The following is a 21,253-nucleotide window of genomic DNA, read 5'->3' on the forward strand; positions in this document are numbered from 1 at the left end:
TTTTCTGCCTGTCTCGTGGGCTCGGAGATGTGTATAAGAGACAGCCCCCGCCCGGCCCCGCCCACGGGCACCGGCGGGCTCGACCGCGACGGCCTCGTGCAGCTCCCCAGCATCCCGCCGCCCCCCGACGACGAGGTCGTCCGCCGCACCGCCCGGCGCCCCGAGGGCGGGCGGCCCTGCGGCACGCCGGAGTGCCCGGGCACGATCGGGGTCGCGTACGACGACGGTCCGGCCCCCGACCACGGCTTCTGCCCCGACTGCGGCACCCCGTACGACCTGCGCCCGCAGCTCGGCCCCGGGGACGTGGTCGCCGGGCAGTACGAGGTGCTGGGCTACCTCGCGCCCGGCGGCACCGGCTGGGTCTACCTCGCCCGGGACCTCGCGCTGCCGGACCAGCGGGTCGTGCTCAAGGCGCTGCTCAACACCTCGGACGCGGCCGCCCGCCGCAACGCCGTCGAGGAGATGCGCTCGCTCACCAGCCTGCACCACCGCGACATCGTGCGGATCGTCAGCTCCACGCAGCACCGCGCCGAGGGGCACGACGAGCCCGCGGGCTACATCGTCATGGAGTACGTCGCGGGCAAGCCGCTCGACCAGCTGCTGCGGATGTCCGACGACGCACTCGCCGAGCTGTTCGGCGAGCCCTTCGCGCTCGACCACGTCCTCACCTACGGCTGCAAGATCCTCGGTGCGCTGGAGTACCTGCACGACCAGGGGCTGCTCTACTGCGACATGAAGCCGGAGAACGTCATCCACTACGGCCGCGAGATCAAGGTCATCGACCTGGGCGCGGTCCGCCGGGCCGACGACCGGACCAGCGCGCTCGTCTACACGCCGTGGTACGCGCCGAACAAGCGCGAGCGCGACACACGCGGCTTCCACGTCGACACCGACCTCTTCACGGTCGGCCGCACCCTCGAAGCGCTGGCCCGCCGCGCCGCACCGGCCGCCGGGCTCGCCGCGCGCTCCTTCGACCGGCTCGTCGGCCGCGCCACCCACGACGAACCCGCCGCCCGCTTCACCTCGGCCGCGCAGATGTCCCGCCAGCTGTGGGAGGTGCTGCGCGAGCACCGCGCGCTCGCCCGCGGCGAGCGCTTCCCCGAGCGCTCCACCCGCTTCGAGCCCACGGCGGTGCTGTTCGGCGCGGACCTCGGCACCGTGCCCCCGCTCACCCACTGGGCCGGCCGCCCCGCGGGCGACCCGCCGCCCGACCTGGCCGCCGGCCCGCCCACCCCGCAGGAGACCGCCCGTGCGCTGCCCGGGCCGATCGCCGACCCCGCGGACCCGGCGTCGGTGCTGCTCGGGGGCCTGGCCGGGGACGCGCCCGAACGCACCGCGGAACTCGTGAGCGAGGACCCGCAGTTGCGCACCGTCGAGATGGCGCTGTGGCTGTGCCGCTCGTATCTGCTGCGCAGCACCGACGAGTTCGACCTGACGCAGGCCGAGGGCTGGCTCGCGGAGGCGGAGCGGCTGCTCACCCCGGCAGCCGCGGGCTACGACTGGCGGCTGCCGTGGCACCGCGGACTGCTGCACCTGATGCACGGCCGGGTACGGCGGGCCGAAGGCGAGTTCGCGGCCGTCTACGCGACCGTGCCGGGGGAGTGGGCGCCCAAACTGGCCCTCGGCTACTGCGCCGAGTACCTGGGCGGGCGTCCGGGCCCGGGTGTGCCGCCGCCCGCGAACGACGCGGAGCGGGCCGTCGCCGCGGCCGCCGAGGCGCGCGCCGAGGCGGAGAGCACGGCGTACTACGAGGCCGTCCGGGAGCGCGACCGGGCGCAGGCGAGCGCCGCGTTCGGGCTCGCACGGCTGCGACTGCGGCACGGCGACCGGGCGGGCGCGGTCCGCCTCCTCGACCAGGTGCCGGCGACCTCCCGCACCTACGACGCCGCCCGCGTCGCCGCCCTGCGCGTCCTGGCCGGCCGCCTCGCCGGGCAGGCCCCCACCGTCGACGACCTGCGGCGGGCCGGCGAGCGTCTCGCCCGGCTGCCGCACGACGACGCCCGCGAGCGGCTGGTCGCCGAGATCCGCGAGAACGTCCTCGCCGGGCGCCGCCCCCCGGACCGCCCGGCGCTGTGGCGGTACGCGCTCGGCCGCCGCCCCGGCGGCCCCGACTTCGCCGCCCTGCCCCCCGGCGAGCTGTTCGCCGGCACCGACAGCCTCGCCGGGCTCGCCGACCTGCTGTACGGGTCGCTGCGCACCCTCGCGGGCCAGGCCCCGCCCGCCCTGCGCGCCGAACTGCTCGACCGCGCCTACGCCGTACGCCCCGAGAGCCTCGTCTGACCGCGCGACCGCCCGTAACGAACCCCGCAGCCCCCGCGGTTGCAGCCGCTCAGCGGTGAGGAGTCACAGCGACAGTGGACACCACGAACCCCGCGAACCCCGACAGGCCGGAGACCACCGGCAGTTCCACCGACCCGGCGATCGGCGTCGACCTCGCCGTCAGCCAGCAGAAGTACCTGCCCGCGGGCGGCGGCGCCCAGGAGCTGCACGCCGTCGTGACGGTACGGGTCAGCGGGGCTGCGGGCGCGGCGCCCGGGCCCGCGCTCGCCGAGGTCCTCGTCGTCGACTGCTCCAGCTCGATGGACCGGCCCCCGGAGAAATTCCGCGAAGCGAAGAAGGCCGCCGTCGCCGCGCTCCAACTCCTCCCCGACGGAACGCCGTTCACCGTGGTGGCAGGCACCCACGAGGCCGCGGCGGCCTACCCGCCCGGCGGCGCGATGGCCGTCGCCGACGACACCACCCGGGCCGCGGCGACGGCCGCCGTGCACGAGCTGGTCGCCGCGGGCGGTACGTGCCTGGGCCGCTGGCTGGACCTGGCGCGGCGGGAGCTGGCCGCGCAGTCGACGCCGATCCGGCACACCCTGCTGCTCACCGACGGGCGCGACGAGCACGGCCACTTCCTGCCGCTGACCGGCGTACTGGCCTCCTGCGCAGGGCAGTTCGTGTGCGACGCGTGGGGCATCGGCACCGACTGGGACGCCCGGCTGCTGCTGGAGGTCGCCCGGTCCCTGCACGGCGGCGCCGACGCCGTACGCGTCGAGTCCGACCTCGCCGAGCGCTACCGGCGCCTGGTGCGCGGCCTGCTGGCCAAGACCGTCCCCGAACTGACCCTCACCGTCGGCTCGCTGGCGCCCGGCGCGCACCTGCGGTACGTCAAGCAGACCTTCCCGCACGAGGGGCCCATGACGCCCGAGCCGGACGAGCCGCACGCGTTCGTCACCCGCGCGTGGGGCGAGGAGCTGCGCCGCTTCCACGTCTGCCTCGCCGTCGACCCCGAGGGCGAGCGGCGCGACCAGGACCTGCTGGCCGCCGAGGTGGCCGTACGCCTCCCGGCCGGATCCGGTGTCGTGCCGCCCGCGCCGCAGCCGCTCGTCGTGCACTGGACGGACGACCCGGCCCTCTCCGGCCTCACCGACGGGCAGGTGGCGCACGCCCGGGTGTGGGAGGAGCTGGGCACCGCGGTCGCCGACGCGACCGACGCCTACCACCGCAGGCAGCACGACCGGGCCGAGGCGCTCCTCGGCCGGGCCGTCGCCCTGGCCCAACGGGCGGGCGCCCGGCGGCTGCTGGACGAACTGGGCCGCCTCGTCGAGATCCACGACGCGGACACCGGGCGCGTCACGCTGCGCCCCCACGTCGACCCGGTCGACTTCCAGCACCTGATGACGGCGAGCAGCCACACCACGCACGGCCCGGACGGCTCCGCGCCCGCCGGCCCGCCCCGGCAGGGCGGCGAGCTGGTCCCCTGCCCCGAGTGCCACCGCCGCTACCCCGCCCGCTCCCGCTTCTGCGGCAACTGCGGAGCCGCGATGGGGGCTTCGTCATGAGCGAGGCCACGGGCACCGCCCCGACCGGGATACGCCCGGGCCGCCGCACGACCCCGTCCGACGCGGGCGGCCCCGGCGGCTCCGGCTCCAGCGGGACGCTGCGCGAGCTGACCCGGCGCCGCCTCGCGCTGCTCGTCCTCGTCGTGCTCACGGCCGTCGCGCTGTTCGAGGCCTTCCAGGGCGTGCACGCCGACGCCCGCCCGCTGCGCACGGCCGACGTGCCCGGCATCCTCGCCGTCGACACCGCGATGGACGCGCTCCAGCGGGCCCAGAAGGACATCGCCACCACCGAGGAGTACGCCAGGACCCACCCCGGCGGGAGCGGGGCGGGCACCGGCAGCAGCACCACCTTCCACACCCGGATCTCCGTCGCCCACCAGAGCCTCGCGCGGGCCGCGGCCGCCGATGTGACCGGGGCGCAGGGGCGGCTTTCCATCCAGACCGTCACCGGCCTGATCACCACCTACTCCGGCTGGATCGAGGACGCCGACGCCCTGCCGCCCGGCTCCCTGCTGCACGAGGCGTACATCTCCTACGCGAGCTCCATGCTCGACGGGACCGGCACGGCCGCCGAGGGCACCATCCTCGGCCGGCTGCGCGACCTCCAGGCCGGGCAGCAGGAAAAGGCGCGCCACCACAGCGACTTCGGGCCGCTGCTGTGGGTGGGGTGGGGCATCGCCGTACTGCTCGCGCTCGCGCTGCTGGTGCTGCTCGGCGAGGCGGCGCGTTTCAGCAGCGCGCGCTTCCGGCGGCGCTGGAACATCCCGCTGCTCGCCGCGCGCCTGCTGCTCGCGGGGGGCCTGGCCACGCTCGTCGCCTTCACCGTCCTCACCCACGCCGCGCTGCACGACGCGCAGCAGGCACTCGTCCCGGCCCTCCGGGACGACGACATCGCCACCACCGGCGCGCACGTCTCCGCGCGGCTCGCCGGGACGGGCTTCCGCGCCGCCGCGGCGGACTGGATCGCCGCGGGCGGGCTCGTACTCGCCGTGCTCGTCCTGCTGGGGCTGCAACCCCGCATCAACGAATACCGGGTCCGCGTCGCCACGGTGCGCTGGCCGCGCCCGCGCACCCTCGTGGCCGCCGCGGTGAGCCTCGCGCTGCTCGCGACCGCCGGTGTCGTCGTCGTCCGGGCCACCGGGTGGAAGGGCTCGGTGACCCTGCTCGCCAACTGGACCGGCACGCAGGAGCAGCAGTTCAAGGACAACGTCATCGACGACTTCCAGAAGCGGTACCGCATCCGCGTGGACTACGAGGGCAGCTCCGCCGAGAGCGCGGTCCTCGCCGCCGACGTGGAATCCGGCACCCCGCCGGACGTCGCCGTGCTGCCCGGTCCCGGCGAGCTCGCCGGATACGCCGAGAGCGGCGGGCTCACCGCGCTCGACGACATCGTGCGCCCCGGTGACTTCGCCCCGACCTGGGTGCCGGAGGTCGACGGGCACACGTACTGGGTCCCGATCAAGACCGACCTCAAGAGCATGGTGTGGTACCCCGCGAAGCAGCAGGACGCCATCGCCGCCGCCGGGCACCCCGCCTCCTGGTGCCTCGGGCTCGCCGACGGGGCCACGTCCGGCTGGCCCGGCTCGGACTGGATCGAGGACATCCTGCTCCAGCGCAGCGGCAAGGACGTCTACGAGCAGTGGGCGGCCGGCAAGCTGCCGTGGACCGACTCCCGCGTCAAGGACGCCTGGACGACCTGGTACGACCTCGTCCGGCCCGGCAGCGCGGCCGCCACCCGGGCGGCCCTGCAGACGCCCTTCGGGCAGGCCGCGAAGGGCGTCGCCGCCACGCCGCGGACCTGCGAGCTGGAGCACCAGTCGTCCTTTGCGCGGGGTGACGACGGCTGGCGGACGACCGGGCCGGCCTTCGTCCCCTCCGCCCGGCTCATCCCCGCTGCCCAGGGCGGCCCCGACCGCTGGGAGGTCTCCGGCGACCTCGCGGCCGTCCTGCACGACACCCCCCAGTCGCGGCAGCTGATCAGCTACCTCGCCTCGGACCGCGCCCAACGCGCCTGGGCCAGCACGCAGTCCGGCTTCTCCGTCCGCAAGTCCGTCCTGGCCGACACCCCGCACGACTCCCTCGCCCGCGACATCACCGACGCCCTGCGCGACCCCGCGGCCGTCCACTGCTACGACGCCTCCGACGCGATGCCCACGGCGGAACGCGACGCCTTCGCGCTCGCCGTCCTCCGCTTCCTCGCCGACCCGGCGACGCTGGACGACCAGCTGACAGCCCTGCAGCACACCCGCGACCAGGACACGGCGGACGGGGTGACGGGGCTGACCGACGTGTGCACGGGAGGCTGAGCGCGCGCCGACCGGCGCGGGTGCGGTGCGGGCTCGCGGGTGCGGGTCCCGGGCGGCGGGTTGCGGGCGGCGGGTGCGGGTCCCGGGCCGCCGGGCCGCGGGCGGTGGGTGCGGGTCCCGGGCCGCCGGGCCGCGGGCGGTGGGTGGAGGTCCCGGGCGGCGGGTGCGCCTGGTCAGGGGATCAGCAGCGTCGCGCCCACCGTCGCGCGGGACGCCAGCTCCGCGTGGGCCGCGGGGGCCTCGGACAGCGGGCGGAGCGCGTGGACACGGGGGATCAGGCGGCCCGCCGCCGCCTCGGCCAGCGCACGGGACGCCGCCGCGTACTGCTCCGCCGCCGGGCGGGCGAAGGCGATGCCCGCCGCCGCGACCACCGTCAGGCCGCGTACGCCCAGCTCGTACGCGTCGAGCCGCACCCACGAACCCGATGTGAAGCCGTACGTGCCGAAGCGGCCGCTGCCCTTGCGCAGGGTGCTCATCGCCTGCGCGGCGACATCGCCGCCCACCGCGTCCAGCACCACGTCCGTACCGCCCGCCCGCTCGGCCCAGCCCTCCTCCGCGTAGTCCACGACCCGGTCCGCGCCGAACTCTCCGGCGGCCCGCACCTTCCGCTCTCCGGCCACCGCCCCCACCACCACCGCGCCCGCCGCCTTCGCGAGCTGCACCAGCAACGACCCGACCCGACCGGCCGCCGCCGTGACCAGCACGGTGTCGCCCCGCTCCACCCGCATCGCCGCCAGCAGCCCCGCCGCGAGCGCCCCCGCCTGGAAGACGGCCACCGCCCGGTGCAGCTCCAACTCCTCGGGCAGCAGGTGCACATCGGCCACCGCCGCACGGGCCAGCTCCGCGTAACCGCCCTGCGAGCCCGGCGTCGTCGCGACGACCCGGCGCCCCAGCAGCCCTGTGTCCCCCTCGGGCCCCACCGCCACGACCCGTCCGCCCACCTCGAGGCCCGGCACGTACGGCAGCGGGAAGGGGTAGCCGCCCGAGCGGACGATGACGTCCCCGTAGATCACGCCCGCCGCCTCCACCGCCACCACGACCTCACCGGCCGCCGGCCGCGGATCGTCCACGTCCACCACCCGCAGCACCTCCGGCGGCCCGAACTCCCGTACCTGCACCGCACGCATCGCCCTGCCCCTCACCCGGGCCGCACACACCGGGCGTGACACCGTGTCCCGCCCCGGACGACCCGTCCGGCCCCGAGTCTCACCGCGCCCCGCGGCCCCGGCAAGGAACAACAGCGGCGGTCTGTCGCGAACGGGACACTCCGCGGAAGCTGTCTCGCCTGCGACGATTCGCCATCGGTGGGACCGGTGGGACCTTCCCGGCAAAGTCGGGGCAAGCGGCGCCCGGGGGTTTCGTCACGCCACACCTGTCCCATAGGGTCCATGCGCCATGGATTACTGCTACGCGTGCCGCCGCCACCTCAACGGCGCATACTCCTGCCCGGGGTGCGGTACGCCGGCGGACCAGCTGCAACTTCCGCAGGTCGGGGAGACCGCGCAACTCCCGCTCGTCCCCGCCGACGACGAGCCGCTGCCCGGCTCCTCCGGGCCCGGGGGCGGGCGGGCCGCCGCCCGCAACCGCGCGCGCAACCGCAAGCGGCGGCGCAGCCGGGACCGGCAGCAGCGGGCCGCCGTCTACGGGGTCGGGGCGGTCGCCCTCGCGGGCGCGCTCGCGATGCTCTCCATGGCGGCGCTGTCCGGGGGCGAGTCGGCGCCGACGCCGTCGGCGCCGGAAGTCCCCGACGGGACGTCGCCGACGGCTCGGGTGGCGGCCGGGGCGGACGAGTCGGGGGCGCCGTCCGCGACGGCTGACGCGCCCGCGTCGGCGGGGCCGCGGCACTCGCGGCCGCCGAGTACGACTGCGTCGCCCTCCGCGCCCTCCCCGACGGCGACCACGTCGCGGCCCACGGTCCCGGTCACGCACCGTCCGACGACCCCGCCGCCGTCGCCGACGACGTCTCGGCCCGCGACGCATTCGCCGTCGCCGTCGGCGTCTCCGACGTGCAAGCAGGTTCTTTGGTGGTGCGACTAGCTGCGCTGGGCTCGCGGGGGACGCTCCGGGGGTGCCACTTGCGGTTGGCGTCGCGATCCTCCGTGCGTGGGGGCTGGTCGCGCAGTTCCCCGCGCCCCTGGTGTCACCCGGCGGGGCATCGCGCTGTCCCTGCGGTGGGTGGGTCGGGTGCCACTCCGGGGGTACCTCCTCGGAATGCGCGTCCGACCTCTTCCCGCATTCGGTAAGGGGCTGTGTGCGCATTCCTGCGGGGGCACCCCCGGATCGTCCCCCTCCCGAGGTCTCGTGGGCGGCTGCCTGCCGGTGGGGGTGATGTCCAGGCGACTGCGGTTAGCCGCCGATGGTCAGTCACCCCCACAAGAAGGCGTGCACCCGCCCACTATCGGCACGGGTGGTGGGGGTGGGTAACACCCCGCGCCGCCAGGCGCGGGAAGTTACGGCGCCGGCGGGGTCAGGAGGGCGAGGAAGTCGCGGAAGGCGGCGGGCATGTCGACGGAGTCGGGGGAGAGGAGCCACTGGATCTGGAGGCCGTCCATCGCGGCGATGAGGAGGGTCGCGGCCCGCTCGGGCGTGAGCCCCCCGGGGAGCCGGTCCCCGTACGCCGTACGCAGGGCGTCGGCGCCGCCCGCCCGCACCCGGGCGTACCGCTCGCGGAAGTGGGACTGCGCGGGGTGGCCCTCGGTCACGCTGTCGCCGACGAGGACGGTGAAGGCCTGGACGATGCCGGGCCGGGTCGCGTTGTACTCCACGAGCTCGGCCACGATGTCGAGCGGCCACGCCTGCTGCCCGCGCAGGGCGAGCGCCGCGGAGGCCATGTCCCACTGGTCGCGCGCGTCGAGCACCGCGACCAGCAGCGCCTCCTTCGTGGGGAAGTGGTGCATGAGGCCCTGCTGGGTGAGGCCGACGCGTTCGGCGACGGCGGCGAGCGTCGCGCCGCGGTAGCCGCGTTCGGCGATGACCTCGGTGGCCGTCTGGACGATCTCGGCCCGCCGCTGCCCGCGGTCGCTTCTGGTCCTCGGCACGTGCTGCCCCCGCTCGGGTCACGGATCGGTATCCATACCTACCGTACGGCAGGCAAGGTGGTCCCGCGGGGCCAGCATGGAGCGATGACGGTGGACTCGAACGGCACGGTCGGTACGGCGCAGGACGCCGAGCGCGAGGCCGTCGTGGAGGCGGCGCTGGGCGCCCTCGGGCTCGACGACAAGGCGCGGCTGCTGGCCGGTCAGGACATGTGGTCGCTGCCCGCGCTCCCCGCGGTGGGGCTCGGGTCGCTGGTGATGTCGGACGGACCGGTGGGTGTACGGGGACGGCGGTGGAGCGCGGACGACCCGTCCGTGGCGCTGCCCTCCCCGACCGCGCTCGCCGCGTCCTGGGATCCGGAACTCGCCCGCCAGGCCGGGCGGTTGCTGGCCCAGGAGGCGCACCGCAAGGGCGTGCACGTGCTGCTCGCGCCGACCGTCAACCTGCAGCGCAGCCCGCTGGGCGGACGGCACTTCGAGGCGTACAGCGAGGACCCGCTGCTGACGGGCACGATCGGCACCGGGTACGTGCGCGGGGTGCAGGACGGCGGGGTCGGCGTCACCGTCAAGCACTTCGCGGGAAACGAGGCGGAGACCGACCGCTTCACCGTCGACAACCGCATCCCGGAAGGGGCGTTGCGCGAGCTGTACCTCGCGCCCTTCGAGGCGATCGTCGCGGACGCGCGGCCGTGGGGCGTCATGGCGGCGTACAACCGCGTGAACGGCGTGCCGATGACCGAGCACGCCGAGCTCAACAACGCGGTGCTGCGGGGGGAGTGGGGCTTCGACGGCGTCGTCGTCTCGGACTGGCTCGCCGCCCGCGACACCACGGCCGCGATCCGCGGCGGCCTCGATGTCGCGATGCCCGGGCCGCGTACGGTCTACGGCCCGCCGCTGGCCGCCGCCGTCCGTGCGGGCGAGGTGCCGGAGGAGCTGGTGGACGCCGCGGTCCGCCGCGTCCTGCGCCTCGCCGCCCGCGCGGGCCTGCTCGCGGGCGCCCCCGCCGTCGTGCCCGCGGCGGATCGTCCCGCCCCGATCGACGGCGACGCCCTCGCCCGGGAGATCGCCGCCCGGGGATGCGTGCTGCTGCGCAACGAACCGGCGGGAGGCGCGGCGGTGCTGCCGCTCGAAGGTGACGGGTTGCGGGGCGGCGTGGCGCTGCTCGGGGCCGCCGCGCGGGAGCCGCGCATCCTGGGGGGCGGGTCCGCGCAGGTCTTTCCCGGGCATGTCGTGTCGCTGCTCGACGCGTTGGGCGCGGCGCTGCCCGCGGGGACGCCGCTCACGTACGCCGTGGGCGCGGATCCCGCGGAGGAACTGCCGCCCGCCGCAGGCGGGTTCGTGCTGGAGGCCGTCGCCCGCGCGTACGACGGGCGGGAAATCGGCGCGGAGGCGCTGCCCGGCGGACAGGTGCAGTGGTTCGGCGAGATGCCGGAAGGTGTCGACTACGACGCCCTGCACTCCGTCGAGATCCGCGGCACCTTCACCCCGCGGGTGAGCGGCCCGCACCGCTTCGGGACCCGCGGCACGGGCGGCTTCCTCCTCGCCGTCGACGGCCATGTCCTCTTCGAGGGGCCGCAGTTCGACCCGCACGGCGACCCCTTCGAGGCGTTCTTCGGTACGCCCACGCAGCGCGGCACCGTCGTGCTCACCGCGGGCGAGCCGGTCGGGGTGAGTCTGCTGCACCTGCCGCCCAAGCCCGAGGAACTGCCACTGCCCGCAGTCGGGTTCAGCCTGCTGCACGCCGAACCCGAGCAGGACGCGGAGGAGTTGCTCGCCGAGGCGGAGGAGGCGGCGCGGGCCGCGCACACCGCGGTCGTGGTCGTCGGCACCACCGAGCGCGTCGAGTCCGAGGGCTTCGACCGGCGCGATCTGCGGCTGCCCGGGAGGCAGGACGAGCTCGTCGCCCGGGTCGCCGCGGCCAATCCACGGACCGTCGTGATCGTCAACTCCGGTGCCCCCGTGGAGCTTCCGTGGCGCGAGGACGTCGCGGCGGTCCTGGTCTGCTGGTTCCCCGGGCAGGAGGGCGGGGCCGCGCTCGCGGACGTGCTGCTGGGCTTCGAGGAGCCCGGCGGGCGGCTGCCGACGACGTGGCCGGCGAGGCTCGCGGACGCGCCCGTCACGCGGGTCGCGCCGAGCGAGGGCGTCCTCGCGTACGAGGAGGGGCTGTACGTGGGTTACCGCGCCTGGCAGCGGGCCGGGGCGCCCGCCCCCGCCTACGCCTTCGGGCACGGGCTCGGGTACACGTCCTGGGCCTACGAGGAACTCGTCGCGCTTCCGGCGGAGGATCCGGCGCTCCTGGCGTCCGTGACCGTCCGGGTCCGGAACACCGGGGCCCGCCCCGGACGGGAGGTCGTCCAGCTCTACGCCCACCGCTCCGCTCCGGAGGGCCCCGCCACCACTCTCGCCGGCTTCGCCGTCGTCACCGCGCCGCCCGGCGGGGCCGCGGAGGCGGTGATACCCCTCCCGCGGAGGTCGGCCCGGTCCTGGGACCCCGCCACCCGCACCTGGGAACTGCCCGCGTCCCCCCTCACCCTCTCCGCCTCCACCCTGAGGGTGGCCCTCCCGTAGCCCCGCGCCCGGAGACGGCCCGGAGCGTCACTCCGGCGGTCGCGAAGCGACCCCTGCCAGGAGGGTCGCCAGCTCGTGCTGGCCCTGGGGGTTGGGGTGGAACCAGTCCCAGGAGCTGAGCTGGCCGGAGGTGAAGGCGTAGCGGAAGACGGCCCCGCCGTCGTAGCGGCACCGGACGTACCGGGCGCACTGGGCGCCCATCGCGGCGTTGTACGCGACGACCCGTTCGCGCACCGCCGCCCGGCGGGAGCGGGCGGCGGGGGTGTCGGACGAGGGGTCGTCCAGCATCGAAGGGCAGAGGCCGAGCTTCCAGAGCTGCTGGGCCAGGGGATTGCCGCGGCCCACCGACCACAGGTGCTGCAGGTCGGGGACGGAGGCGACGAGCACCTGCGTGGCCGGCAGCGTCCGGTGCAGATAGCTCAGCGTCTTCGCGAAGTCCGCACGGAAGTCCGCGACGGACGTCATCGCCGCAGTCGAGGAGCGGCACGCGTCGTTCGCGCCGATGAGGATCGTGACCATGGCGGGTTTGTGCGCGGCGGCCTCCTTCGCCTGGCCGGGCAGGTCACGGACGCGTGCCCCGGTCTGCGCCAGGTTCCAGGTGCCGCCCTTGGTCACGCGGCTCGCGACGCTGCCGACGGAGCCGCGCGAGCCGGTCGCCCAGGACACCTCCGGGCAGTCCAGGAGCGGCTTGCACGCGTCGAACCCGCGGGTGATGGAGTCGCCGAGCGCGGCCACCGACGCCGGGTGGACGTTCCAGGGGCGCGCGGGGGCCGCGGGAGCGGCCTTCGGCGCGGAATGCGAGGTGTGTGCGGAGGGCGACCCGGCCGAGGGGCCCTTCGTCGCGGCGGGTGTCCCGCCCGTCGAGCATCCGCCCAGCAGAACGGCACCGGCGACGAGCGCCAGGGAGTGTCGCAGGAGCGCGCGCATACGGGACTTCCCTCCGACGTGTGGGTGACATCCGCTACCAGCCCGACCGTACGTCACGCTCTCGGAGACGCCGCAAGGTAGCTTTTTCCCTGACACCCGGGCGATGTGACGGGAGGTCGGCATGACCGGGCGTCAGACGTTTGATGTTGTCCTGTTTGTCGTGAATAGTGCAGAATAAAGCCTGATGTTGCCCCGGGAGCAGCCGGTTCGGGCGGCGAGGCCGCTGGGGAAGGCGAACCTCGTCCCACACTGGAGGTACCGGTGACGACACGTGGTGTTCTGTACGTGCACGCCGCTCCGCGCGCGCTGTGCCCGCATGTCGAGTGGGCCGTCGCGGGCGTCCTCGGCGTGCGCGTGAGCCTGGACTGGATCCGGCAGCCGGCCGCGCCCGGCACCTGGCGTGCCGAGTTCTCCTGGCAGGGCGAGCCCGGCACCGCCTCAAAGCTCGCGTCCGCGCTGCGCGGCTGGCATCTGCTGCGCTTCGAGGTCACCGCGGAGCCCTGCGCCGGCTCGGAGGGCGAGCGCTACAGCGCCACCCCCGAACTGGGCATCTTCCACGCCGTCATCGGCATGCACGGCGACATCCTGATCCCCGAGGACCGGCTGCGCGCCGCCATGCAGCGCGCCCGCAAGGGCGAGGCCGACCTGGAGGCGGAGCTGGCGCGCCTGCTGGGCAAGCCGTGGGACGACGAGCTGGAGCCCTTCCGCTACGCGGGTGAGGGCGCCCCGGTCCGCTGGCTCCACCAGGTCGTCTGAGCCCGCCCCACGGGCCCGGACGCCCCCCGGACGGCGGTACGGCCCCGCGTCCGGCCCCGCGTGACCCGTTTGGGCCCTGCCGCGGCAGCGGCGCCGCACCGTAACCTGCGCTCATGTCCGACAACCTCACCGTCGCGGTCCTCGGCACCGGCCTGATGGGCGCCGGGATGGCCCGCAACCTGTCCGCAGCCGGCCACGACGTCCGTGTCTGGAACCGCACGGCCGCCAAGGCCGAGCCCCTCGCCGCCGACGGCATCGACGTCGCCACCGCCCCCGCGGACGCCGTACGCGGCGCCGACGCGGTGCTGACGATGCTGCTGGACGGCCCGGCCACCCTGGAAGTGCTCACCGCCGCGGAGCCCGCGCTGCGCGCCGGGGCCGTCTGGCTGCAGACGGGCACGGTCGGGCCCGAGGCGCAGGCGCTGCTCGCCGCCCGGGCCGCCGCCCACGACCTGCTCTTCGTCGATGCGCCCGTGCTCGGTACGCGCTCGGTGGCCGACTCCGGGCAGCTCACCGTGCTCGCGGCCGGGCCCGACGCCGCCCGGCCGGTCGCCGACCGGGTCTTCGACGCGATCGGGCGGACGACCGTGTGGCTGCCCGGCGCGCCCGAGGAGGGCCCGGCCAGCCGGCTCAAGCTCGTGCTCAACAACTGGGTGCTGGCCCTGACCGCCGCGACCGGCGAGACGCTCGCCCTGGCCAAGGCCCTGGACGTCGACCCGGCGCGCTTCTTCGAGGCCATCGAGGGCGGCGCGATGGATTCTCCGTACCTGCGGATGAAGGCCGCGGCCATCCTCGGCGGCGACTTCAGCCCGAATTTCACGGTCGAGGGCGCCGCCAAGGACCTGGACCTGATCGTCGCGGCAGGCCAGTCGGCGGGCGTACGGATGGACGTCGCCGCCGCCGGTTCCGCCCGCTTCCGCCGGGCCGCCGCCCAGGGGCACGGCGCCGAGGACATGGCGGCGGGCTACTTCGCGAGCTGGGACGGGTGAGGCCGCGCGGAGAACTGGGACGCGTGAGGCGGCACGGAGAGCAGGGACACGCGAGGCGGCGCCCAGAGTAGGGGCGCGTGAGGCCGCGCGGAGAGCCGGGACGCGTGAGGCGGCGCGCACAGCGGTGAACCCGGGGCGGGCACGCGGCCCGCCCCGGGTTCACCGGCGCTCACGGAGCAGAGGTCAGCTGTTCCAGCTCCGCACGGCCAGGACGACGTTGTGGCCGCCGAAGCCGAAGGAGTCGTTGAGGGCCGCGATCGTGCCCTCGGGCAGCGGGCGCGGCGCGCCGGTGACGATGTCCGCGTCGGCGGCCGGGTCCTTGGCCGCCAGGTTGATCGTCGGCGGGGCCAGCCGGTGGTGCATGGCCAGCACGGTGGCGACGGTCTCGATACCGCCCGCGCCGCCCAGCAGATGGCCGGTCATGGACTTCGTCGCGGAGACCGCCATGTGGTCCACGTCGTCGCCGAAGATGCTGCGCAGCGCCTTGATCTCCGCGATGTCGCCCTGCGGAGTGGACGTGGCGTGCGCGTTGACGTGCACGATCTCGGCGGGCTTGAGGTCGGAGTTGTCCAGCAGGTGCTGGAGGGCCGCCGCGATACCGCGGCCGCTCGGCTCCGGCTGGGTGATGTGGTGGGCGTCGGCGGAGATGCCCTGCCCTATCACCTCGGCGTACACCCGGGCGCCGCGCGCCCGCGCGTGCTCCGCGGACTCCAGCACGACCACGCCCGCGCCCTCGCCCATCACGAAGCCGTTGCGGCCCTCGTCGAAGGGGCGGGAGGCACCCTGCGGGTCGTCGTTGTTCTTGGACATCGCCATCATGTTGCCGAAGGCGACGATCGGCAGCGGGTGGATCGCCGCCTCCGTGCCGCCGGCCACCACGACGTCGGCGCGGCCGGTGCGGATCATCTCCACCGCGTAGCCGATGGCCTCGGCGCCGGAGGCGCACGCGCTGACCGGCGTGTGCACGCCGGCCCGCGCGTTGACGTCGATGCCGACGTTCGCGGCCGGGCTGTTGGGCATCAGCATCGGCACGGTGTGCGGGGAGACCTTGCGGACACCCTGCTCCTTGAGCACGTCGTACTGGCCGAGCAGGGTCGTCACGCCGCCGATGCCGGACGCGATGACCGCGCCGAGCCGGTCCGGGTCGACCTTCTCGTCCTCGCCCGCCTTCGCGGTGTAGCCCGCGTCGGCCCACGCCTCGCGCGCGGCGATCAGCGCGAACTGCGCGCTGCGGTCCAGCTTGCGGGCCAGCGGCCGCGGCAGCACCTCGGCGGGCTCCACCGCGATCTGGGCGGCGATGCGGACCGGCAGTTCGGCGGCCCAGTCCTGTTCGAGCAGGCGCACGCCGGACCGTCCGGCCAGCAGCGCCTCCCAGGTCGACGCGCTGTCGCCACCCAGCGGTGTGGTTGCTCCGATACCGGTGACGACCACGGTGCGATTGGTCGGGCTCACAGGAATTGTCTCTCCACGTCTAGAAGGGCGGGCGACAGGCGCGTCGTCCCGGTTGCCGACCCCGGGCCGTACGGCCGAGGGATCGTTTCGGCCCGGTTACGGGCGTCAGGCCGGCTGGGCCTTGAGGATGTAGTCGGCGGCGTCGCCGACCGTCTTGAGGTTCTTGACGTCGTCGTCCGGGATCTTCACACCGAACCGCTCCTCGGCCGCCACGACGACCTCGACCATGGACAGCGAGTCGACGTCCAGGTCGTCGGTGAAGGACTTGTCGAGCTTGACGTCCTCGGTGGGGATGCCGGCGATCTCGTTCACGATCTCGGCGAGACCTTCGACGATCTCTTCCTGGGTGGCCATTGTCTTCGGGGCTCCTTGATGTGTAACCGAAAGCGACGGCGCGGGACTGCGGCGCCGCGGGGGTGTGACTAGGGGAGAGTAACCACAGTCGCCGCGTACACCAGACCCGCCCCGAAGCCGATGACCAGCGCGGTGTCACCGCTCTTGGCCGCACCGGTGGCGAGCAGCCGCTCCATGGCGAGCGGGATGGACGCGGCGGAGGTGTTGCCGGTGGTCTCGATGTCGCGGGCGACCGCGACGTGGTCGGGCAGTTTGAGCGCCTTGATCATCGAGTCGATGATCCGCATGTTCGCCTGGTGCGGGATGAAGGCGTCCAGCTGGTCGGCGCTGACCCCGGCGGCGTCCAGGGCCTCCTGGGCGACCTTGGCCATCTCGAAGACGGCCCAGCGGAAGACCGCCTGGCCCTCCTGGGTGATGGCCGGGAACTTCACCTTGCCGGTCGAGTCCAGGGGCAGCTCGGCCGCCTCGGCGCTGCGGAAGTGGTCGTCCCACGCCACGGTCTGCTTGATGGTCTCGGACTTGTCGCCCTCCGAGCCCCACACCGTCGGGCCTATCGCCGGCACATCGGACGGGCCGACGATGACCGCGCCCGCGCCGTCGCCGAACAGGAAGGCCGTCGCGCGGTCCTCCAGGTCCGTCAGGTCGCTCAGCCGCTCCACGCCGATCACCAGCACGTACTTCGCTGTGCCGTCGGTGACCATGCCCTTGGCGAGGGTCAGGCCGTACGTGAAGCCCGCGCAGCCCGCGGAGATGTCGAACGCGGCCGGCTTGCCCGCGCCGATGCGGTGCGCGATGTCGGTCGCGACGGCCGGCGTCTGCTTGAAGTGCGACACCGTGGCGACGACGACGGCGTCGATCTCGGAGGCGCTGATCCCGGCGTCGGCGACGGCCTTGCCGCCCGCCGCCAGCGACATCTCCGCGACCGTCTCCTCCGGGCTCGCCCAGTGCCGGCTGGCGATGCCGGACCGCGACCGGATCCACTCGTCGCTGGAGTCGATACGCTCCAGGATCACCTCGTTGGGCACCACCCGGCTGGGGCGGTAGCCGCCCACGCCGAGGATCCGCGCGTACGGGGAGCCCTTGCTGGGGCTGATCTTCGCTGTCATCGCTGCAACGGCTCCTGTTCGGCGGGTGCTTCGGATGCGGCCGCGGCTTCGGCGTCCTCCGCGATCAGCTCGCGGGCCGCATCCAGGTCCTCGGGGGTCTTGAGCGCCAGCGTCCGGACCCCGGGCAGCGCCCGCTTGGCCAGCCCCACGAGGGTGCCACCGGGCGAGACCTCGATGATCGCGGTGACGCCGCGCGCCACGAACGTCTCCATGCACAGATCCCAGCGCACCGGGTTGGACACCTGCACGACGAGCCGGCGGACGACCTCGGCGCCACTGTCCACCGTCTGCCCGTCGGCGTTGGAAACATACGGGACGGACGGGTCGTTCACGGCCAACTTCGGCGCCAGCGCCTCCAGCGCGGCGACCGCGGGGGCCATGTGGGCGGTGTGGAACGCGCCGGCCACCTTGAGCGCGATGACCCGCGCCTTCTCCGGCCGGTTCGCGGACAGTTCGGCGAGCTGCTCCAGGGTGCCCGCGGCGACGATCTGGCCGGCCCCGTTGATGTTCGCCGGGGTCAGGCCCAGCGAGTCGAGGTGGGCCAGCACCGTGTCGGGGTCGCCGCCGAGGACCGCCGACATACCGGTCCCGGTCACGGCGGCGGCCTCGGCCATCGCGCGGCCGCGGGCGGCGGTGAAGGCGACCGCCTCGTCCGCCGGGATCACTCCGGCGAGCGCGGCAGCGGTGATCTCGCCGACGCTGTGTCCGGCGAGCATGCCCGGTGTGACACCGAGCGCGTCCGCGGACAGCAGACCGGCGGCCACCAGCAGCGGCTGCGCCACCTTGGTGTCGCGGATCTCGTCCGCGTCGGCCTCGGTGCCGTAGCGGGCCAGGTCGAGTTCGGCCGCGGCGGACCACCCGGCGAGGCGGTCGGCGGCGCCGGGCAGTTCGAGCCAGGGGGCGAGGAAGCCGGGCGTCTGGGCGCCCTGGCCGGGAGCGACGAGTACGAGCACGTTCACACTCTCTCTCGCCGACGGGGTCCGACGCCCGTGGGGACAGGGACCAAGAACTGTGGGGTGATTTGTGGGTGTCCAACAAACGGCTAGTGCGGCCGCTCGCTGTCGGAGAGCCGGCCGAGGATCAGGGCAATGCGCAGGGTGAACGCCGAGCGCACATCGGAGGGTGACCAGCCGGTGACATCGGTCACACGTCGCAGCCGGTAGCGAACGGTATTGGGGTGCACGAACAGCATGCGCGCGGCCCCTTCGAGCGAAGACGCCTGCTCCAGATAGACACTCAGCGTCTCCAGCAGCGCCGAACCCGCCTCTTCGAGGGGCCTGTAGATCTCCTCCACCAACTGCTCGCGGGCCGTCCGGTCGCCGGCCATCGCCCGCTCGGGCAGCAGATCGTCCGAGGACACCGGCCGCGGCGCGTCCGGCCACGCCTGGCAGGCCCGCAGGCCCGCGGCCGCGGCCTGCGCCGACCGGGTCGCCGACAGCAGGTCGCCCACCACCGGGCCCGCCACCACCGGGCCGGGCGCGAACGGGCCGATCAGCGCCTTCGCGACCCGCAGCGGATCGTCCGAGCCGCCCGCCACCACGACCAGCCGCTCGCCCAGCACCCCGGTCAGCACCTGGAGCTTCGCGTGCCGGGAGGCCCGCCGGATCGCCTCCACCGTCAGCTCGCTGTCGCCGTTCGGCGCGGTGCCCAGCACCACCACGATCTTGTCCGGCGAATTCCAGCCCAGCGCCGCGGCGCGGGACAGCACGCCCTCGTCCGCCTCGCCGGACAGCACCGCGTTGACCACCAGCGACTCCAGCCGGGCGTCCCACGCGCCGCGCGCCTCCGCGGCCTGCGCGTAGACCTGCGCGGTGGCGAAGGCGATCTCCCGCGCGTACACCAGCAGCGCCTCACGCAGCACCGCCTCGTCGCCGGGCGCCGCGACCTCGTCGATCGCGGCCTCCATGACCTCGATCGTGGTCCGCACCATCTCCACGGTCTGCCGCAGCGAGATCGCCCGGGTCAGCTCGCGCGGCGCGGTGCCGAAGACGTCCGTGCTGATCGCCTGCGGCGCCTCGGGGTGCCGGAACCACTCGGTGAAGGCCGCGATGCCCGCCTGGGCGACCAGGCCGATCCAGGAACGGTTCTCCGGCGGCATCGCGCGGTACCACGGCAGCGTCTCGTCCATCCGCGCGATGGCGTTGGCGGCCAGCCGCCCGGCCGACTTCTCCAGCCGGCGCAGCGTCGCGGAGTGCTCCCCGCGGCCGGGGTCGGCGGGGGGCTGCGGAGACTGAGAGGCATGCGGCACGTGGCCAAGCCTATGGGGTCCGATTTCCCGCCATTCGCCGGATGCCCGTTCGTGGGCTTTACGGCCCCCTTGTCCGGCCTGCCGCTACGGTGGCGGCATGATCGACGTACGGCGGGCCGCGGACCGCTACCGCGGCGGTGACGACGCTGCCGGGATCGACACCCGGCACGCCTTCTCCTTCTCCGGCTTCTACGACCCCGGCAACGTCCGCTTCGGGCTGCTCGTGGCCTGCAACGAGGAGCGGCTCGCGCCGGGCGCCGGATTCGCCGAGCACGCGCACCGCGACACGGAGATCGTGACGTGGGTGGTCGAGGGCTCGCTGGAGCACCGGGAGTCGGGGCGCGTCGTACGGCTGGACGCCGGTGACGCGCAGTTGCTGAGCGCGGGCTCGGGGGTGCGGCACGTCGAGGCCAACGCCGGGGCGGGGCCGCTGCGCTTCCTCCAGATGTGGCTGCACCCCGGCGGCTTCGGGGAGCCCCCCGGGTACGCCGCCGCGACCGGGCCGGTGCCGGCGGGACCCGGCCTCACCCTCCTCGCCGGGGCGGGCCCCGGCGCCCCGCTGCCCCTGCGCCAGCCCGCCGCGACCCTCTGGGCCGGCCGCCCCTCCGCGCCGGACGAGGTCGCCCTCCCGCCCGCCCGTTTCGGCTACGTCCACGTGCTCGCCGGCACCGTCCACCTCGCCGGCGAGGCCCTGGGCCCGGGCGACGCCGCCCGCCTCACAGACGAGCCCTCCCCGGCCCTGACCACGCCGGGCCCGGCGGAGTACGTCTACTGGGCGATGAACGCGGAGCCTTCCTTCGGCTGAGGCCCAGCCCTCCGGATTCCTTCGGCTGAGCCTCAGCCCCTCGGACCGGTCAGCACCGCGTCCGTGAAGGACGGCCACGCCTCGATGGCCCACGGGCCGAAATCGCGGTCGGTCAGGGCCGCGCAGGCCAGCCCCGCCACCGGGTCGAACCACAGGAAGGTGCCGGACTGGCCGAAGTGGCCGAAGGTGGCGGGGGAGGAGTGGGCCCCCGTCCAGTGCGGGGACTTCGTGGAGCGGATCTCGAAGCCGAGGCCCCAGTCGTTGGGGGACTGCATGCCGTAGCCGGGGAGCACGCCGCGCAGGGCGGGGAAGGCCACCTCCAGGGTCGCGGCAGCCACCGTCGTGGGGTGGAGCAGGCGCGGGGCCTGGACCTCCGCCGCGAAGCGGGAGAGGTCGGCCGCGGTGGAGACCGCGCCCGCGCCGGGGGAGCCCGGCAGGGCGGTGGCGGTCATGCCGAGCGGACGCAGCACCGCCTCGTCGAGGTAGGACGCGAAGGGCATCCCGGTGGCCTTCGCGACGGTCTCGCCGAGCACCTCGAAGCCCGCGTTGGAGTAGATCCGCCGGGTGCCCGGCGCGGCCATGACCCGCTGTTCGTCGAAGGCGAGGCCCGAGGTGTGCGCGAGCAGGTGCCGTACGGTCGAGCCGTCCGGCCCGGCGGGGTCGTCGAGCTCGAAGGCGCCCTCCTCGTACGCGACGAGCGCCGCGTAGGCGGTGAGCGGCTTGGTCACCGAGGCCAGCGGGAAGGGCCGGTCCTGCGGGCCGTAGGTGCCCGCGACCGTGCCGTCCCTGCGTACGACGACCGCTGCCGCGTTCGGTACCGGCCACTGTTCGATCATCCGCAGGCTCTCCATGCGGCGAGCCTAATGGGCCGTACTTGCTT

Annotated in this window: 17 protein-coding genes; 8 read left to right on the plus strand and 9 right to left on the minus strand. The window is 74.9% G+C overall.

Annotation, left to right across the window (positions count from 1 at the left end; translation table 11 throughout):
- From IH54_RS0131570 to IH54_RS0131580, 3 genes are all read left to right on the plus strand, one after another.
- On the plus strand, positions 1 to 2,280 hold a 2,280-nt coding region (locus tag IH54_RS0131570; RefSeq protein ID WP_107060315.1), incomplete at its 5' end, for a tetratricopeptide repeat protein.
- Positions 2,281 to 2,354: 74 nt separating this feature from the next.
- Positions 2,355 to 3,827 (plus strand): VWA domain-containing protein, encoded by a 1,473-nt coding sequence (locus IH54_RS0131575; RefSeq protein ID WP_234344101.1) that lies wholly within the window; start codon positions 2,355 to 2,357, stop codon positions 3,825 to 3,827.
- Positions 3,824 to 6,133 (plus strand): ABC transporter substrate-binding protein, encoded by a 2,310-nt coding sequence (locus tag IH54_RS0131580; RefSeq protein WP_107060314.1) that lies wholly within the window; start codon positions 3,824 to 3,826, stop codon positions 6,131 to 6,133. Before IH54_RS0131575 ends, IH54_RS0131580 begins: the two co-directional genes overlap by 4 nt.
- A 173-nt stretch (positions 6,134 to 6,306) precedes the next feature.
- On the opposite strand, the gene IH54_RS42065 is transcribed toward IH54_RS0131580, so the two are convergent.
- Positions 6,307 to 7,260, minus strand: coding sequence for a zinc-binding dehydrogenase (locus IH54_RS42065; protein WP_031523501.1), 954 nt, complete (start codon positions 7,258 to 7,260; stop codon positions 6,307 to 6,309).
- 268 nt (positions 7,261 to 7,528) lie between these two features.
- Between IH54_RS42065 and IH54_RS48170 the strand changes: the two genes are divergently transcribed.
- Entirely contained in the window at positions 7,529 to 8,170 is a 642-nt protein-coding gene (locus tag IH54_RS48170) for an SCO2400 family protein (protein ID WP_420711812.1), read from the plus strand.
- 413 nt (positions 8,171 to 8,583) lie between these two features.
- Here IH54_RS48170 and IH54_RS0131595 read toward each other — a convergent pair whose 3' ends face one another.
- Entirely contained in the window at positions 8,584 to 9,171 is a 588-nt protein-coding gene (locus tag IH54_RS0131595; protein WP_031523505.1) for a TetR/AcrR family transcriptional regulator, read from the minus strand.
- 84 nt (positions 9,172 to 9,255) lie between these two features.
- Here IH54_RS0131595 and IH54_RS0131600 point away from each other — a divergent pair, with 84 nt between their 5' ends.
- On the plus strand, positions 9,256 to 11,736 hold the full coding sequence (locus tag IH54_RS0131600; RefSeq protein WP_052398091.1) for a glycoside hydrolase family 3 protein: 2,481 nt from the start codon (positions 9,256 to 9,258) through the stop codon (positions 11,734 to 11,736).
- Positions 11,737 to 11,763: 27 nt separating this feature from the next.
- On the opposite strand, the gene IH54_RS0131605 is transcribed toward IH54_RS0131600, so the two are convergent.
- On the minus strand, positions 11,764 to 12,663 hold the full coding sequence (locus IH54_RS0131605; RefSeq protein WP_031523508.1) for an SGNH/GDSL hydrolase family protein: 900 nt from the start codon (positions 12,661 to 12,663) through the stop codon (positions 11,764 to 11,766).
- A 261-nt stretch (positions 12,664 to 12,924) separates the two neighbouring features.
- Here IH54_RS0131605 and IH54_RS0131610 point away from each other — a divergent pair, with 261 nt between their 5' ends.
- A complete protein-coding gene (locus tag IH54_RS0131610) occupies positions 12,925 to 13,419 on the plus strand; it encodes a DUF3145 domain-containing protein (RefSeq protein WP_031523510.1) in 495 nt (164 codons plus the stop codon).
- Positions 13,420 to 13,532: 113 nt separating this feature from the next.
- On the plus strand, positions 13,533 to 14,408 hold the full coding sequence (locus tag IH54_RS0131615; RefSeq protein WP_031523512.1) for an NAD(P)-dependent oxidoreductase: 876 nt from the start codon (positions 13,533 to 13,535) through the stop codon (positions 14,406 to 14,408).
- Between the two features lie 183 nt (positions 14,409 to 14,591).
- Here IH54_RS0131615 and fabF read toward each other — a convergent pair whose 3' ends face one another.
- The 5 genes from fabF to IH54_RS0131640 form a co-directional block, all read right to left on the minus strand.
- Complete coding sequence (gene fabF / locus IH54_RS0131620; RefSeq protein ID WP_031523514.1) at positions 14,592 to 15,860, minus strand: beta-ketoacyl-ACP synthase II; 1,269 nt, start codon at positions 15,858 to 15,860, stop codon at positions 14,592 to 14,594.
- 105 nt (positions 15,861 to 15,965) lie between these two features.
- On the minus strand, positions 15,966 to 16,214 hold the full coding sequence (locus IH54_RS0131625) for an acyl carrier protein (protein ID WP_031523516.1): 249 nt from the start codon (positions 16,212 to 16,214) through the stop codon (positions 15,966 to 15,968).
- 68 nt (positions 16,215 to 16,282) lie between these two features.
- On the minus strand, positions 16,283 to 17,320 hold the full coding sequence (locus tag IH54_RS0131630) for a ketoacyl-ACP synthase III (protein ID WP_031523518.1): 1,038 nt from the start codon (positions 17,318 to 17,320) through the stop codon (positions 16,283 to 16,285).
- Complete coding sequence (locus IH54_RS0131635; RefSeq protein ID WP_031523520.1) at positions 17,317 to 18,273, minus strand: ACP S-malonyltransferase; 957 nt, start codon at positions 18,271 to 18,273, stop codon at positions 17,317 to 17,319. The genes IH54_RS0131630 and IH54_RS0131635 overlap by 4 nt, the downstream gene beginning before the upstream one ends.
- Positions 18,274 to 18,362: 89 nt before the next feature.
- Positions 18,363 to 19,568, minus strand: coding sequence for a PucR family transcriptional regulator (locus IH54_RS0131640; RefSeq protein WP_031523522.1), 1,206 nt, complete (start codon positions 19,566 to 19,568; stop codon positions 18,363 to 18,365).
- A 97-nt stretch (positions 19,569 to 19,665) separates the two neighbouring features.
- On the opposite strand from IH54_RS0131640, the gene IH54_RS0131645 reads away from it, so the two are divergent.
- Positions 19,666 to 20,373, plus strand: coding sequence for a pirin family protein (locus IH54_RS0131645; RefSeq protein WP_031523525.1), 708 nt, complete (start codon positions 19,666 to 19,668; stop codon positions 20,371 to 20,373).
- 32 nt (positions 20,374 to 20,405) lie between these two features.
- Here IH54_RS0131645 and IH54_RS0131650 read toward each other — a convergent pair whose 3' ends face one another.
- A complete protein-coding gene (locus IH54_RS0131650; RefSeq protein WP_031523527.1) occupies positions 20,406 to 21,224 on the minus strand; it encodes a serine hydrolase domain-containing protein in 819 nt (272 codons plus the stop codon).
- Between the last annotated feature and the right edge of the window lie 29 nt (positions 21,225 to 21,253).

It is taken from the genome of Streptomyces sp. NRRL F-5123, from assembly GCF_000721495.1.
GTDB lineage: Bacteria > Actinomycetota > Actinomycetes > Streptomycetales > Streptomycetaceae > Actinacidiphila.